This is a genomic window from Pseudoalteromonas sp. Z1A6 (genome assembly GCF_011378745.1).
GTDB lineage: Bacteria > Pseudomonadota > Gammaproteobacteria > Enterobacterales > Alteromonadaceae > Pseudoalteromonas > Pseudoalteromonas arctica.
Window position 1 is genome coordinate 1 of sequence record NZ_WTKW01000072.1, and the last position, 14605, is coordinate 14605.

Here is a 14605-nt window from a genome sequence, read left to right on the forward strand (position 1 = left end):
ATTTCATAATTCCTTATAAAATATAAGGATATTTATTTTTGGTATGTTTTTCACTCTTTTTAGTATTGGTTTTTTGTAGGGTTTATGCGGCCTTTGGCGCGTTTGTGGGTACTTGTTTGTTTAGTTAAATACAATGGTTAAAAGTGACTTTTTGACGTTAATTACAATGAAAAATAAAAAGTGAATTTTTTTCACTCTTTGTAAACTAATCGCTAATTGCAATGCATTTATCGGGCACGTATGTTGTGTGCTGCATAAATGGCATTACGAGGGATTTATGAAGGTGTCTGATCAGTTGCTTAACCGAATTACAGCAGGGCTTGTGGCTGTAATTATTGGTTTTTCGAGTTCCATTGCATTGATTTATCAGGTGGTGATAACCCTTGGAGGCACGCCTGATTTAGTAGCTAGTTGGATTTTAATGCTTGGTTTAGTGATGGGCACAACGTCAATAGGTTTGTCGTACTATTACAAAGTGCCTGTTTTAATTGCGTGGTCTACCACGGGGGCTGCATTACTGATTTCAAGTGCACAAGGGTATAACTTAAACGAGGCTATTGGCGCGTTTATGCTCAGTGCATTGCTCGTTTTTTTGTCGGGGGTGACGGGCTGGTTTGAAAAAATAATGAACCGTATTCCAAGTGAGCTTGCGTGCGCCATGTTGGCCGGCGTACTTGTTACCTTTGGTATTGATGTGTTTAATTTTATGAACGACATGCCTTTAGTGATTGGCTTAATGGTTGTTATGTACTTTATTGGTAAACGCTTTTTTGCCCGCTTTGCTATGTTAAGTGTGCTTATTATAGGTGTACTACTCGCTTGGCAAATGGGCCATATTGATACCAGCGCACTGCACTGGAAAATGAGCGAATTTGCTTATATTGACCCCGTTTTTCACTTGCAAGCATGCATTAGCATAGGTTTACCACTTTATATAGTTACCATGACCTCGCAAAATTTACCGGGTATTGCTGTTTTAAAAGCGCATAAATATAAAGCGCCAATATCGGCTACTTTAAACGTGACTGGTTTTGTGAATATATTCACAGCCCCATTTGGAGTTTACTCTATTAATTTAGCTGCTATTACTGCTGCTATTTGTATGAGTGATGAAGCGGATAAAAATCATGATAAACGTTATTGGGCGAGTATAGCTGCGGGCGCATTTTATATTTTAATGGCGCTGTGCGCAGCTACATTAGTTGGGTTGGTAGCAAGTTTACCGCAGGCACTTATTTTAGCTTTGGCGGGCATTGCGCTATTTGGCACCATTGCTAATAGTTTGCAGCAAGCCCTTAGCAGTACTAAATATACGGAGGCCGCAATTGTTACTTTTTTAGTAACAGCATCTAACTTAACATTGCTTTCAGTGGGGTCTGCCTTTTGGGGGATTATAGCAGGTGTGCTTACGCTCCTTATCACCCAAAAAGACTAAAAGCTTTATTGTGTACAAAGAGCTGCTGGTGAGTATTTAAAACAAAATTATAGTTTATTTATATCATTAAAATAGCTTAACTAAGCTTATAAAAAAGGCTGCAATTGCAGCCTTTAGTTTTATAAAACAAGATTTACCTAATCAAAAGTATGATGGCGAGTTACACTAAACCGATTAAGTATATGGTGCATAATATACACAATGCACAAACTTAATATTATAGCCACCGATACCGAGCTAAACCGGTACATTGCGCTATAAACAAGATCTTGGCCTGGTCCGAGTGAGTTCCCAAATAAAATACCAAACGTAGTCAACACACCAAAACCAATACCAGGTATGCCTCCGCCTAAAATATGAAAACGCGCAAAAAGAAACGAAAGTATCCATAAAATAGCCATCGGAAAAAGTAAAAAATCAGAGTGACTATACAAAAATAGTTGCGATAGTAACGCTGCATTACACCCTATAAGCGTTCCAATTGCTCGCTGCCAACCAGCCATACCTGCGGCTTTCCAGCATAATGAAAACAAAATAAGCACAGAAGCTGCCTGCGCAGATATTGAGTCTTGTAAATCAAGAACCTGAAAAACCACAAAAGAGAGCGTAGCCACGGTTGAGCATAACAATACCTCATGGCGAATACTTTCTTTTGCTTTAGCTGGCATTACTCGCCCGGGCCTTGCGGTTACATCAGGAAATAGGCCATGCATTAATGCTCCAATAACAACGGTTAAAAATATAGCCAAACCATTAGTTAAAATTAACGGATAAATACTACTTCCTTCATCAACATAGCTCGAAAAATGCAGCTGAATAGAAAGGCTTATCACGCCTAAAGCGCCAAATAAAAAGGCACTACCGCTACTCATTTGGTAAAATAAAAAGCAAAAAACACCAAACACTAATAATGTCATAACGACTGGTAAGTGAGAAAACAATCCCTGCATTATCAGCACTATAAGCGCGCTAAATGCAGCAGATGCTATAAATTGATTTATAAGCCCACGACTTAACGTAGGTACCATGCCCAATATCAACATAGGATAAACGGTAAAAAATATACCATTTGGCCAGTTCATTAATTTACTAATAGTAAAGCCAAGGGTGCATCCACCTGCAATGCGTAGTGCTTGGCGAAGGCCATTAGAGTCTAATTGTGGGCCTTGGCTAACAATTTGAGTCATAAAGTCTCCATTAATAAATGTAGTGTAACCAGCTAATAAACCTAATTTGTGCAGAGCCAAACCATTGCCCAATTGTCGATTCTGGTAATAATTGTACTGTTGCACGTGACCCGCTCGGCATGTTTGCTATTAAGTCTTGATGATTTACGAGCTTTAAATGAATGCGTTGACGCTGTGCATCGCGTACCCAACGATTGCTGGTTTCTGTTGTACTTAGTAAACCATTTGCACTAAGTTGACCGTTGCTAACACCTGCTTCAAATGTTTCTAGTATTGCGTCGTAAACTTCACCTGGGCGGCTATCAAATACTACGCGCGCTTGAGTGCCTTGCTTCATATTTGAGAGTGACTTTTCTCTAAAGTCGGCAACTAAATCGGCTTTTTTAGCGACAATAGCTAATAATGGGCTACCTGCAACAGCATACGCGCCGTCTAATAACTGTAAGTTAGCAACTACGCCGTCACTTAGTGCACGTACTTGCGTGTAGGATAAATTTAACTCAGCCTGCGCTAACTGGTTAGCAGCATGACGCATAGCTAAGTTTTTATTACCTGAGTCACCTCTAGCTAAAACTGCTTCAGCTAACTGCGCTTCTAGAGCCGCAACATTTGCTTTACTGGCTTCAAAGTTAGCACGAATGCTTTCAAGCTCTTGCTCCGATATAGACTTTTGAGTATAGAGTTTTTCGCCTCTGCTTTTTAATAGCTTTTGCTCATGCTGCTTAGCATTTGCAGCACTAATTTGTGCTTCAAGGGCTTTAACATTGGTATCAAGACGCTTATTTTGTAATTTGGCATCATCAAGCGCGAGTTGAGCTTGCTCTTTGGCTAAATTATATGGGCCTTCATCGATACTAAATAATATATCGCCCGCTTTAACTGGTTGGTTATTATTAACTTGCACACTAGTGACTCGGCCACTAATTTGCGGTGATATTTGCACAACAGGGTGGTATACACGTGCCTGTGGTGTCACAGGTAAAACCATATCGGCCACTAAATAGTAAATAAATACTAAGATAAACCCTATGAGAGAAAACCTTACATAGCGTGCAAACTTTTGATCCGGTGTCATTTTTAGCCTTACTTATTAACTTGAATACATTTAAGGGCGTTTTGCTCTATTTTGATCAAACCAAATGCAATGGCATCTAGCTGCTCAACAGATAAACCGCTGTATAACTGATTTTTTATATCGGAAATGGTCTCTTGCAATGAATGTAAAATGGCATCACTTTGCTCAGTAAAATAGAGTCTTTTACTGCGCTTATCATGTTTGTCTACACGGCGAACGATTAACGATTGCTCCTCTAATTGCTTAAGCGTGCGAGTCAGTGAAGGCATTTCTATCCCTAAGCTATTAGCAAGTTCAAGTTGTGTTAGTCCCTCACCACGCATATTTATATGCATTAGTGCAGTCCAGCGCGACTGAGTAAGCCCCAAAGGCTCAACAGCAATGGTTACTGCTTCGCGGCATAAGCGATGAACTCGGCCCATATTACCGATAACGGTTAAATCGAGCGTCTCGTGAAAAGGTTTTTGTGTAGGCATAGCCATCCCAACATAGTTAGCAAGCTAACTATTTTATCATTACTTAGCAAGCTAAGTAAATATGCGTAAGTGCGAGAAGTGGCAAAATATTTGCTAAACCTCACCTGTAAAAAAATGGTGAGGTTTAGGGAGTTTTAAAAGTTAAGTAAATTAGCTGGGGAGTATTGATCGGTAAGTACTTTTGTATCTGCAGGCCAATCTTGGCCGTCTTTAGTAAAGTGCATAAGTTGGCTAATCGCTTTTATATCTACACCGTATTTTACTAATTTAGGGGCGAGAGCATTAACACGCGTGTTAATTTGCGCTTCGCTCGGTATTGATTTAAGTCCCGCTAAAATAATACGGTTGCTGCGATTTTCGCGGCTTACATTTATAAAGTCGCCAAATACAGCGTGGTAAGTTGCCGACTCATGCTCATAAAGTTTACTACTTGAAAACGTATTTGCGGCAATAACGCCACCATCGGCTAATACGCTTTGTACTTCTTCAAAAAACTCTTTAGTGAGCAAATGCTCCGGAATATAGTCACCGTTAAACGCATCCAAAATAATCCAATCGTACTTTTTCTTTTTAATAGCGGCGCGCTTTATAAAAATACGGCCATCTTGCACGCTTGATGTCACTAAGTCGTTTTCTATAAAGTTAAAGTAATCGCGTGCAACTTTAGTTACTGCAGGATCTATTTCAACATTATGAATATTTGCAGTGGGGTATAGCTCATGAATAACGTTAGAAAGTGTACCGCCACCCAATCCTATAATAAGTACACTTTTAGGGTTGTCGGTTACTAAAAGGCTCGCAAACGTCAATTTTGTGTAATTAAAAACAAGTTTGTCGGGATTGCTTTTATACATGCAACTTTGGCTTGTTTGGCTACTTTTAGTATTAAATTTAAGGCAACGTAAGTCGCTTGTTTCTTCAACAATAATATTGCGATAAAGCGAGCGTTCTTCATGAATAACCTTACTAAACGCAGAACCTGACAACACAATTAATGGCAGTAGCAAATATTTAAGCATGAGCAAGCCCCTTATTATTAACCAAGGTATTAATAACAATCGCGACTAAACCCAGTGCCCCAAGTGTTAAAGCAAAGGCGCTAATAATTGTATTCACGTCAAACGCGAGTACAAAGTAAAAAGAGGTAATTATAGTACCCAGGGCACTGCCAAGCGTACTTACAAAGTATAAACGCCCAGCCACTTGGCCGCTTTTATCGCTATCTGTTACCAGTAAGCGCACAGAGTAGGGCGAGATCATGCCTAAAATAACGGTAGGTATAAAAAATAAAGCAGTTGACGCTAAGAGTGAGCCGTAGCGGCTATCTTCAATATGGGTAAATATAAATTCCATTATAGGCTGCGAAAATAATGTAATAGGCACAACCATAATGCTGGCAATTAAAAATATTAAACCATATTTGGTAAGGGATGCATTTTTAGTGCTGAGTTTGCCACCAAGCAAATACCCAAAAGATAAACTAAGCATAAACACAGTGATTATACTGCCCCAAATATGTACGCTACTACCAAAAAAGGGAGCGAGAATTCGGCCTCCTAAAAGCTCAATACCCATAATGCAAAAGCCGCTGCAAAAAGCTAAAAAGTAAATCAACGCGTTTGTTTTTATGCTCATGTAATTATCGTTATGTAACCTAAATAGATCACCATACTAACGTGATGCATACAAAGCTGCTAGGGTAATAATTAACCTAAGTTTAATTTTAAATAAGTTTTGTTATAGCGATTTGTTAGTTAGTTGAATTCTGATCTATTTAGCTTGCCTAGGCCCTCGCGATTTAACACTTAAGACGCTTTTTCATTTAAATTAATTTTTCTTAAGTTTTCTTTAAGTTTCACTCGTTAAGTTTAAACCCTGAAATATAAACAGGTTTAAATGAGCGAGCTTATGCAATTAGCCCACACTTCTACATCATTAGATTTAACACAAAATAACAGTCAGTTTATTAGTGCTCGTATTGATGATGTGCATCGAAAAAATCTCGAAAATACAGTGAAAGAAGGTTTTTTAGTTGCGTATAACGCTAAGCTTACTTCTTTTATGCCACTACTTTGCCAATACGTTACCGAGCAAGGAAAGTGCACGTTAGGGCTAAGGCAAGCAACTTCGCCATTGTTTATTGAGCAATATTTAGCATCACCCGTTGAAGATTTTTTAGATGAAAGTATTTCTCGCAATAAAATTTTTGAACTTGGTAATCTCTGCTCTACAAATCGAAGAGCAACACTTGCACATTTTATTATTGTTAACGAAGCTCTGCAAAGTGTGGGGGCAAAACATTTAGTGTTTTGTGCAACCAACAAAGTGCGTGCTTTATTGCGCTTACTTGGTGTTACGTGTACCGAAATTGCACTTGCGAGCAGTTTTGTAGTTGAGAACCCATTAAAGTGGGGCAGCTATTACGCCAACCAACCAACAGTATGCATTGTGAGCCTAGAGCAAGCTCACCAACAAGTATTAAATACCCCAATGCTTTATAGTTTGATGCAGCAAAACCACTCAAATATCAATTCTTTGGTAAACGCATTGGTGAATGTATGAACTACTATAATACTCATTCAGTATCGCCATTAATTATTGCCCATAATAAAGATCTAACACGTGAAATTAACGGTGATGAGTTTAACCAGCAAATACAAAAAGTAGTAAAAATACTACAAAGCTTTAACGGCAAATGTGTCGCTTATAAGCTCGATAATACGCCAGCTTGGCTTGTTATTGATGCCGCTACTGCGGTTTCTAATAAAGTGGCTGTGCCAATTGCTCACTTTTTTAGTGAACAACAAACTCAATATGTACTAGCGCAATGCGGCGCTAATGTATTTATGAGCGACACGCTAAACCCTTTATTTGGGGAGCCGACCGCATCAATCAATTTATTTGAGTGTTACACATTATATATTTACGAAATTGTTGTAGCTAAACCCGTCAGTTATTTTCCAGAAACTCAAAAAGTAACGTTTACATCAGGCTCTACTGGACAACCAAAAGGCGTGTGTTTATCTGCAAAGAGCCAAATGCAGGTAGCTCAATCTCTGTGCGATAAAATTAATATTAAAAAGCCTGTGCATTTATGTTTATTGCCGCTTGCTGTGTTACTTGAAAATATAGCCGGTGTATATGCGCCTTTAAAAAGTGGCGGTACAGTGCATTTAATGCCGTTAAATGAATTAGGCTTTATTGGAACTGCATTAAAACAGCCCGCACAACTTATTGCTGCTATTGATAAAGTTAAGCCAAATACGCTTATTTTAGTGCCAGAACTATTAGCATGCTTAGTTGCTTTTGCAGAAGATGGATGGCAACCGCCTAGTTCGTTACAGTTTCTTGCTGTGGGTGGTGCGCTTGTCAGCGAAATGCTAATAGTTAAAGCGCGTAGCTTAAACTTACCGGTGTACCAAGGTTATGGACTTTCTGAGGCGGCATCTGTAGTTAGTTTAAATACGCCCACAAACGATAACCTTCACAGTGCAGGCTCTGTGTTACCTCATATTCAAACCAAAATTGAAAATGGCCAGCTTTTTATAAAAGGCGATTTGTTTTTAGGTTACTTAAATCATCAACCTCACGACAAAAACCAGTGGTATGCAACCGGCGATCTGGTCGATCAGCATCAAAATACCTTATTTATTAAAGGCCGCTTAAAAAACCTAATTATTACCAGCATGGGGCGCAATATCAGTGCCGAGTGGCCTGAATCACTATTACTAAGTCAAAGCGGTATTTTACAAGCGGTTGTGTTTGGTGAAGGTCGACCTTTTTTAACCGCCATTATTTATGCCGATTCAAAGCTAAGTAACCCAGCGTTAGCGCAATACATTAACGCAATTAATAAACAACTACCCGACTATGCACGAATTCAAAAATGGCATCGTTTAACTGCCCCATTAAGTGTGCAACAAGGATTATTAACCACAAATAATCGCCCAAAACGAGATGCCATAAGTAAGCAGTATCATGCTGTGTTTGAGCAATTTTACCGACTTGGAGAAGTAATTAATGAGTGATTTTTTTAACACCCTTAAAGAGCAAACTAAACAAGAGCAAAACTATCTGCTTGCAGCACCTATTATTCAGCGTGTTTTTAAAGGCGAAGCATCACTTGAAGAATACGCCTCGTTTTTAGCACAAGCGTATCACCATGTTAAGCACACCGTGCCATTAATGATGTCAGTTGGTGCACGATTAACTGACGATCAAGAATGGCTGCGCGAAGCGGTCGCAGAATACATTGAAGAAGAAATAGGCCATCAAGAGTGGATACTTAACGATATTGCAGCCTGTGGTTTTAATAAAGAAGCAGTGCGGTGCAGTCAGCCACAATTTGCTACCGAGATGATGGTGTCGTATGCGTACGACTCCATTGCACGTAAAAATCCATTGAGCTTTTTTGGCATGGTGCATGTACTTGAAGGTACTTCGATAGCGCTTGCTGATGGCGCGGCTTCAAACATTGCTAATGCTGTGGGCTTACCTAAAAAAGCATTTAGTTATTTAACCTCTCACGGCGCACTTGATATAGAGCATGTAAAGTTTTTTGAAAACCTGATGAACCAAATAACAGATGAGGCGGATCAAGAAGCCATACTTCATGGTGCAAAGCGCTTTTATCGTTTATACGGCGATATATTTCGTGGACTCGATGATGAACCGTTTTTTAAAGCAAGTGCACAAGGCAAATCGGCATGAGCAGCTCTTTATGTGTGCTAACTGGTGCAACAGGCGGAATAGGGCAAGCAATTGCTAAAGCCCTATATGCAAAAGGGTGGACGTTACTGCTTGTAGGGCGTAATACGCAAGCTCTTGAAAAACTGAGCCGTGAATGCCCAGACAGTGAAACATTTACTGGCGATTTAACCGACGATACAACACGCATTAACTTAGCCATAAAAGCCAAGCAACTCGGTGGCGTTAAATTACTTATTAATAACGCTGGCGTAAATACGATGCAAAGCCTTGAGCACACAAGTAATGAGCAAATAGATAATATGCTGACTACTAATTTGTCGGTACCTATTAAATTATGCCAACTATTTTTAGGGCAGTTACAATATACCAAAGGCACCATTGTTAACGTGGGATCATCGTTTGGCAGTATTGGTTACCCGTTTCAAACACTTTATTGCGCCAGTAAATTTGGTTTACGTGGTTTTACAGAAGCGTTATCGCGTGAGTTGAATGGTTCAGGCGTTAAAGTGACCTATTTAGCACCAAGAGCAACAGATACCTCTATTAATAGCAGTAAAGCGCGGGCAATGAATAAAGAGCTCGGTAATAAAATGGACTCGCCAGAATTAGTTGCTCAAGAGTTATTAGCACTTATAAGTTCGAACCAAACAAGGCGCTTTATTGGTTTTCCTGAAAAATTATTTGCACGCATAAATGGCGCATTCCCAAGCGTTGTTGATAACGCTATTGCAAAACAACTTCCTAAAATCAAACGCTTTTTAAGTTAACAAACACATACAAGGGCAAAATTATGTATAAATTTACACTCGCATTATATTTAATATTAACGGCTGTATTTACGACCGCAGTACAGGCAGATGAAGCGCAAGACTTAACCTCAATTCAACAAAAGTGGGCAATTGCCAACTACGAACTTGAAGACGATGCGCAAATAGACGCGTTTACGCAACTAAGTGAGCAAAGCGCGTTATTTGTTAAAAACTACCCAAGCTCAGCACAAACACATATTTGGAATGGAATTGTGTTAGCTAGCTTTGCAGGTGCAAAAGGGGGCTTGGGTGCACTTGGTTTGGCAAAAGAGGCAAAAGTGTCACTTGAAAATGCACTCTCAATAGATGGCACTGCATTAAATGGCTCAGCTTACGCAAGCCTTGCAACGCTTTACAGTAAAGTACCTGGTTGGCCAATTGGTTTTGGTGATGACGACAAAGCTGAAAAATTATTTAAACAAGCGCTCGCTTTTAATCTCGAAGGCATTGATACTAATTACTTATACGGTGAATATTTGTATGACGAAGGCGATTATAAACAAGCTAAAGCACGACTACTTGTAGCACAAGCTGCGGGCATTCGTGATACTCGTGCAAAAGCAGATGAATATCGCCAACAAGCAATAAGCCAGCTATTGGTAAAAGTAGATAAAAAACTAAAAAGATAAACACATAATGCATTTATTACTCGTTGAGGATGATCATTTAGTGGCGCAAGGGCTTATTCGCTCTTTGCGTCAAGAGGGCTACAGTGTAGAGCATAGTGGCACAGTTAAGCATGCCTTAGAGTGCCTTTCTAGTGGTGAAATTGAGCTTGTTATTCTCGATTTAGGATTACCTGACGGCGATGGCTCGCAAGTTTTAAAGCATATTAAAGCGCAAAAAAAAGTAATACCGGTGGTTATTTTAACTGCTCGCGGCAGTATTGATGACAAAGTCCAAGGGCTTGACATGGGCGCTGACGATTACCTTGCAAAGCCGTTTGACCCCGCTGAGCTATTTGCCCGTTTACGTGTAGCAAGTCGGCGCATTAACCAAACACAATCAAGCTTATTGCGCTGTGGTGATGTAGTAATGGATACATCTGCTCATACAGTTACACAAAGTGGGCAGTCACTTACACTACCGCGGAAAGAATACATGCTTTTAAAAGCGCTGATGGAAAATCAGGGAAGGGTGCAATCAAAACAACAACTCGAAAATAAACTTTACCAATGGGGTGAAGAAGTTGGCTCTAATGCCATAGAGGTCCATATTCATCATCTTCGTAAAAAATTCCCTAGCGATTTTATTAAAACCTTACGTGGCATTGGCTACGTAGTTGGTAAGCGTTAGGGTGTGTTTATCTTTCGAGGTTGAAAATGTCTATTCGTAAACGCCTGACCTTAATTTTACTTTCAATGATGGTGCTAACTTGCTTTTTAGCATTAGTAAAAGGCTATCAAAAAAGCATGCACCACGGCGAAAACTTGCTTGATAATGAACTTAAAATAGTGGCTGGCGTTTTAATTGAGCAACCATTGGTACTAAGCACAGATGCAGTACAAGTAAGTAATAATAGCGCTCAGTTGTTGTATCAAATTTGGCAAAATAATAATTTACTTAGTGGCTCATCGAGTTTAACGAATAACCAAATTAGTTTTAGCGAGGGCTTTCAAACAGCCAATGTAGCAGGGCAGCGTATGCGGGTATTTGTGATGAGTAAAAACACCCGTAAAGTCATTGTTGCTGAACCTATGGCAAAGCGTTTTGAATTAGCTGAAGCCGTTATTTTATCTGCAATGTTACCTATGCTATGGGCAGTCCCTCTGCTTGCTATTTTTATTAGCTTTTTTGTTAAATACGCATTAGCCCCTCTTACCCGATTATCTAAGCAGTTGGCGTCTCGCCAAGCTAACGACTTTACGCCAATTAACTGGCAAGTAACCGACGAAGAAATTAAACCGGTTATTAATCGTTTAAACGACTTATTTAAACGCGTAGAAACCGCTTACTTACGAGAGCGCTTTTTTGCCTCAGATGCAGCTCACGAATTACGTACCCCGCTCAGTAGCTTAAAAATTAATGTACATAATTTGGCTAATAAACAAAGTAATCTGCAAGACCATCAAGAATTACAAGCCATGTCGCAGGGCATTAACCGCTTAAGTAATATTGTTGAACAAATGCTAATTTTAGGGCGCACCCAGCCTGAGCAATGGCAGAAGCAGTTTAGCGAGCAATCATTGCTAACCATTACCCAACAAGCCGTGTCGGAGCAATACGATAAAATAGACGAAAAAAACCAAACGATTAGCCTCGAAGGCGATGATTTTGTAATTAATGGTGATGAGTTTACATTAACGACCCTTATCTCTAACTTGCTCAGTAATGCGATTAAATACACACCTAGTAACGGTCAAATTATAATTAAATTAGCATCAAGTAATAATGACTATAGTTGGCAAATTGATGATTCTGGTGCGGGGATGACTGAAGAGCAAAAAGACCGAATATTTAATCGCTTTTATCGCGTAGGTGGCGATCAACATCCATCAGGCGAGCAAGGTGCCGGTTTAGGTATGGCGATTGTTCAACACATTATTGCTATTTATGACGCAAAAATTCATTTAGCGAATAGCTCTTTAGGTGGATTAACCGTTAAGGTTACTTTTACAGGAGTAAAAAGTGACTAAACGTTTATTCAATCAATGTCTTTGTTGTTTACTGTTTTTATCGTTTAACGCGGTGAGTAAAGAGTACCTTATTATTTTAAAAGATCACTTGTTCTATCCCTCACAAATTACAATTCCCGTGAATAAAAAAGTAAAACTATTAATAGAAAACCAAGATAGCACACCAGAAGAGTTTGATAGCTTTGATCTAAACAGAGAAAAAGTACTCTACCCAAATCGTAAAAGCATTATTTATATAGGGCCGCTTAGTAAAGGGCATTACGAGTTTTTTGGTGAGTTTTCGCCTAATACAGCAAGGGGCGTTGTTATAGTTAGCGATGAAGGGGGGCAGCATGCTAATAACTAGTTTAGTCATGAGCCTTAATCAATTACTACCTGTGGCTATTTTATTAGTGCTATTACAAGTAGTTAAAAAACAGAGCTCTTTGCGAATATATTCTGCTTTATTAATAGGCGCGGTAATGTCGTTTTTGTACATGCAAAGTGCGTCGTGGGTGAGCCAGTGGTTTGAACACCAAGGGTTAGAGTACTCACAAATAGGGCTATGTATCACTATATTTATTGCTGTATTGGTATTTGCACTAAAGCAAAAGTCAGCGGCATTTTATATCGCAGTTATAAGCACAATAACGCTCTATTTAAGCCATTATATTATTTACCTCACCAGTTTTTGGCAAAATAGTGATGCAGGGCAAAGCTTATTTATTGGCACTTTATTAGGTGTTGGAATTTGTTTAAGTTTTAGCGTATTGCTGTACTTTTTAATGAATGCAATTAAGCACCGTTTTGGTATGTACCCGCTTTTTACTTTGCTTGCTTTTAACAGCGCGGCTAAGTTATTAGTTGCATTGGATTTGGCAAGCCAAATAGATTTAATTACAAACACCTCAACAGTGTGGGATTTACGCGATGTATTAAGCGAAAACTCTGAGCTAGGCCGCGTACTGCGTGCTCTTGTTGGTTACGAGGCCACTCCTGATTTAATGAGTGTACTTATATATAGTACAAGCAGCGTGTTATTTTTATTACTTTGTTATGTTATTCCGGCTTCAATAACTAAGGAACGTGTATGAAAGCACTCAACCTATATTTAGCGCTTAGTTTTACCGCTCTTTGTTTGTTGGTATTCTCAATCCAAGCAAAGGCTGATGGTATTGTTGTTGATAAGGTATATCACCCCTATGTTTTGCCTTTTGAGCGTGAATTTGAGTGGCGATTAGTGTCGCACCAAACAGATAGTGGCAACATACTAGCGCAGCGTTTGGGTGGTGGCGGTGCTATTAACGATACAATGGCACTCGAAGGCTATTTAGTTGGTGAGCGAGACGATAACGGCGATTTTGGATTAGAAGCTTATGAGCTTGAGCTACGTTGGCAATTAATTGAACAAGGTAAATTATGGGCTGATTGGGGCGCGTTATTTGAGCTTGAAAAAAAACATAACGAAGATGTGTATGAGGCAACCTCGGGTTTTGTGATCGAAAAAGAATTTGGAAAAACAAGTCTTACGCTAAATGCTTTTTTGGTTTATGAGTGGGGGCAAGACATTAAAAACGAATGGGAAAGTGAGTTTAGAGCACAATATCGCTATCGATATCGCTCTGCTTTCCAGCCTTCTATAGAGGTTTACCTAGGTGAAGACTTTATTGGTATAGGGCCTGGCTTTATAGGTTTACAGCGCTTTGATGGGCAAAAGCAATTAAAATGGGAAGCGGGTTTCATCACTGAGATAAGCCAATCAGAAAAAAACCATAGTTTTAGGCTCGCATTAGAATTTGAATTTTAATAACCAATGATAGCTGTTTTGGTTGTTTATCATTCTGATTATAGATAGGTACTTGACATATTATTTAAACTCTATATAGTGGGTCGCAGCTAGAAAGAAAGCATGTAAGCTATAAATCTCCATTTCGATATAAGTAATACTTGTAGTACCGTCCTGAAGTTTTTAAAGTACCATCTCATTTTTTGCTACACCCGCTCTTATGAGCATATTTTTATTTTTATTTCAGGATATTACAATGTCTAACATCGTATCAGGTACAGTTAAGTGGTTTAACGAGTCTAAAGGTTTTGGTTTCATCGAGCAAGAAAATGGCCCAGACGTTTTCGCACATTTCTCAGCAATCAAAAGCGAAGGTTTCAAAACTTTAGCTGAAGGCCAACGTGTAGAGTTTACTCTTTCACAAGGTCAAAAAGGTCCACAAGCTGATAACATCACAGCTGTATAATTTTACTTTTTAAGTAAAATGAAAAAAAGCGCTTAAGGCGCTTTTT

Annotated in this window: 17 protein-coding genes; 12 read left to right on the forward strand and 5 right to left on the reverse strand. The window is 39.2% G+C overall.

What is annotated here, in order from left to right; genetic code table 11:
• Positions 1-277: 277 nt before the first annotated feature.
• Entirely contained in the window at positions 278-1435 is a 1158-nt protein-coding gene (locus GQR46_RS06720) for a benzoate/H(+) symporter BenE family transporter (RefSeq protein ID WP_165740504.1), read from the forward strand.
• A gap of 137 nt (positions 1436-1572) precedes the next feature.
• On the opposite strand, the gene GQR46_RS06725 is transcribed toward GQR46_RS06720, so the two are convergent.
• From GQR46_RS06725 to GQR46_RS06745, 5 genes are all read right to left on the reverse strand, one after another.
• Complete coding sequence (locus GQR46_RS06725; RefSeq protein ID WP_165740505.1) at positions 1573-2622, reverse strand: DUF2955 domain-containing protein; 1050 nt, start codon at positions 2620-2622, stop codon at positions 1573-1575.
• Between the two features lie 10 nt (positions 2623-2632).
• Positions 2633-3697: an HlyD family secretion protein gene (locus GQR46_RS06730; RefSeq protein WP_121953524.1), complete on the reverse strand. Its 1065-nt coding sequence runs from the start codon at positions 3695-3697 to the stop codon at positions 2633-2635.
• 8 nt (positions 3698-3705) lie between these two features.
• On the reverse strand, positions 3706-4173 hold the full coding sequence (locus GQR46_RS06735) for a MarR family transcriptional regulator (protein WP_007583567.1): 468 nt from the start codon (positions 4171-4173) through the stop codon (positions 3706-3708).
• A gap of 134 nt (positions 4174-4307) precedes the next feature.
• Complete coding sequence (locus GQR46_RS06740; RefSeq protein WP_165740506.1) at positions 4308-5192, reverse strand: fused MFS/spermidine synthase; 885 nt, start codon at positions 5190-5192, stop codon at positions 4308-4310.
• Complete coding sequence (locus GQR46_RS06745; RefSeq protein ID WP_007583564.1) at positions 5185-5808, reverse strand: fused MFS/spermidine synthase; 624 nt, start codon at positions 5806-5808, stop codon at positions 5185-5187. Before GQR46_RS06745 ends, GQR46_RS06740 begins: the two co-directional genes overlap by 8 nt.
• 273 nt (positions 5809-6081) lie before the next feature.
• Here GQR46_RS06745 and GQR46_RS06750 point away from each other — a divergent pair, with 273 nt between their 5' ends.
• The 11 genes from GQR46_RS06750 (at position 6082) to GQR46_RS06800 (ending at position 14559) form a co-directional block, all read left to right on the forward strand.
• Positions 6082-6735: a thermostable hemolysin gene (locus GQR46_RS06750; protein ID WP_033026818.1), complete on the forward strand. Its 654-nt coding sequence runs from the start codon at positions 6082-6084 to the stop codon at positions 6733-6735.
• Positions 6732-8201 carry an AMP-binding protein gene (locus tag GQR46_RS06755; RefSeq protein ID WP_165740507.1) on the forward strand — a complete coding sequence of 490 codons (1470 nt, stop codon included), beginning with the start codon at positions 6732-6734 and terminating at the stop codon, positions 8199-8201. The genes GQR46_RS06750 and GQR46_RS06755 overlap by 4 nt, the downstream gene beginning before the upstream one ends.
• Positions 8194-8883, forward strand: coding sequence for an iron-containing redox enzyme family protein (locus GQR46_RS06760; protein ID WP_165740508.1), 690 nt, complete (start codon positions 8194-8196; stop codon positions 8881-8883). The genes GQR46_RS06755 and GQR46_RS06760 overlap by 8 nt, the downstream gene beginning before the upstream one ends.
• A complete protein-coding gene (locus tag GQR46_RS06765; protein ID WP_165740509.1) occupies positions 8880-9650 on the forward strand; it encodes an SDR family oxidoreductase in 771 nt (256 codons plus the stop codon). Before GQR46_RS06760 ends, GQR46_RS06765 begins: the two co-directional genes overlap by 4 nt.
• A gap of 23 nt (positions 9651-9673) precedes the next feature.
• Positions 9674-10321: a hypothetical protein gene (locus GQR46_RS06770; RefSeq protein WP_165740510.1), complete on the forward strand. Its 648-nt coding sequence runs from the start codon at positions 9674-9676 to the stop codon at positions 10319-10321.
• 7 nt (positions 10322-10328) lie between these two features.
• Positions 10329-10988 (forward strand): response regulator transcription factor, encoded by a 660-nt coding sequence (locus GQR46_RS06775; RefSeq protein WP_165740511.1) that lies wholly within the window; start codon positions 10329-10331, stop codon positions 10986-10988.
• A 26-nt stretch (positions 10989-11014) separates the two neighbouring features.
• On the forward strand, positions 11015-12328 hold the full coding sequence (locus tag GQR46_RS06780; RefSeq protein WP_165728802.1) for an ATP-binding protein: 1314 nt from the start codon (positions 11015-11017) through the stop codon (positions 12326-12328).
• Positions 12321-12674 (forward strand): cupredoxin domain-containing protein, encoded by a 354-nt coding sequence (locus GQR46_RS06785; protein WP_165740512.1) that lies wholly within the window; start codon positions 12321-12323, stop codon positions 12672-12674. Before GQR46_RS06780 ends, GQR46_RS06785 begins: the two co-directional genes overlap by 8 nt.
• On the forward strand, positions 12661-13401 hold the full coding sequence (locus GQR46_RS06790) for an iron transporter (protein WP_165728801.1): 741 nt from the start codon (positions 12661-12663) through the stop codon (positions 13399-13401). The genes GQR46_RS06785 and GQR46_RS06790 overlap by 14 nt, the downstream gene beginning before the upstream one ends.
• The gene (locus GQR46_RS06795) at positions 13398-14114 is read left to right on the forward strand and encodes a hypothetical protein (protein ID WP_165740513.1); all 717 of its coding nucleotides are present in this window, start codon (positions 13398-13400) and stop codon (positions 14112-14114) included. The genes GQR46_RS06790 and GQR46_RS06795 overlap by 4 nt, the downstream gene beginning before the upstream one ends.
• 235 nt (positions 14115-14349) lie before the next feature.
• Complete coding sequence (locus GQR46_RS06800; protein ID WP_002959120.1) at positions 14350-14559, forward strand: cold-shock protein; 210 nt, start codon at positions 14350-14352, stop codon at positions 14557-14559.
• Positions 14560-14605 lie beyond the last annotated feature (46 nt).

Excerpts from the sequence above, each read along its gene's own strand:
- GQR46_RS06720 (WP_165740504.1), top strand. The coding sequence starts at position 278 with ATGAAGGTGTCTGATCAGTTGCTTAACCGAATTACAGCAGGGCTTGTG.
- GQR46_RS06725 (WP_165740505.1), bottom strand. The coding sequence starts at position 2,622 with ATGACTCAAATTGTTAGCCAAGGCCCACAATTAGACTCTAATGGCCTT.
- GQR46_RS06730 (WP_121953524.1), bottom strand. The coding sequence starts at position 3,697 with ATGACACCGGATCAAAAGTTTGCACGCTATGTAAGGTTTTCTCTCATA.
- GQR46_RS06735 (WP_007583567.1), bottom strand. The coding sequence starts at position 4,173 with ATGCCTACACAAAAACCTTTTCACGAGACGCTCGATTTAACCGTTATC.
- GQR46_RS06740 (WP_165740506.1), bottom strand. The coding sequence starts at position 5,192 with ATGCTTAAATATTTGCTACTGCCATTAATTGTGTTGTCAGGTTCTGCG.
- GQR46_RS06745 (WP_007583564.1), bottom strand. The coding sequence starts at position 5,808 with ATGAGCATAAAAACAAACGCGTTGATTTACTTTTTAGCTTTTTGCAGC.
- GQR46_RS06750 (WP_033026818.1), top strand. The coding sequence starts at position 6,082 with ATGCAATTAGCCCACACTTCTACATCATTAGATTTAACACAAAATAAC.
- GQR46_RS06755 (WP_165740507.1), top strand. The coding sequence starts at position 6,732 with ATGAACTACTATAATACTCATTCAGTATCGCCATTAATTATTGCCCAT.
- GQR46_RS06760 (WP_165740508.1), top strand. The coding sequence starts at position 8,194 with ATGAGTGATTTTTTTAACACCCTTAAAGAGCAAACTAAACAAGAGCAA.
- GQR46_RS06765 (WP_165740509.1), top strand. The coding sequence starts at position 8,880 with ATGAGCAGCTCTTTATGTGTGCTAACTGGTGCAACAGGCGGAATAGGG.
- GQR46_RS06770 (WP_165740510.1), top strand. The coding sequence starts at position 9,674 with ATGTATAAATTTACACTCGCATTATATTTAATATTAACGGCTGTATTT.
- GQR46_RS06775 (WP_165740511.1), top strand. The coding sequence starts at position 10,329 with ATGCATTTATTACTCGTTGAGGATGATCATTTAGTGGCGCAAGGGCTT.
- GQR46_RS06780 (WP_165728802.1), top strand. The coding sequence starts at position 11,015 with ATGTCTATTCGTAAACGCCTGACCTTAATTTTACTTTCAATGATGGTG.
- GQR46_RS06790 (WP_165728801.1), top strand. The coding sequence starts at position 12,661 with ATGCTAATAACTAGTTTAGTCATGAGCCTTAATCAATTACTACCTGTG.
- GQR46_RS06795 (WP_165740513.1), top strand. The coding sequence starts at position 13,398 with ATGAAAGCACTCAACCTATATTTAGCGCTTAGTTTTACCGCTCTTTGT.
- GQR46_RS06800 (WP_002959120.1), top strand. The coding sequence starts at position 14,350 with ATGTCTAACATCGTATCAGGTACAGTTAAGTGGTTTAACGAGTCTAAA.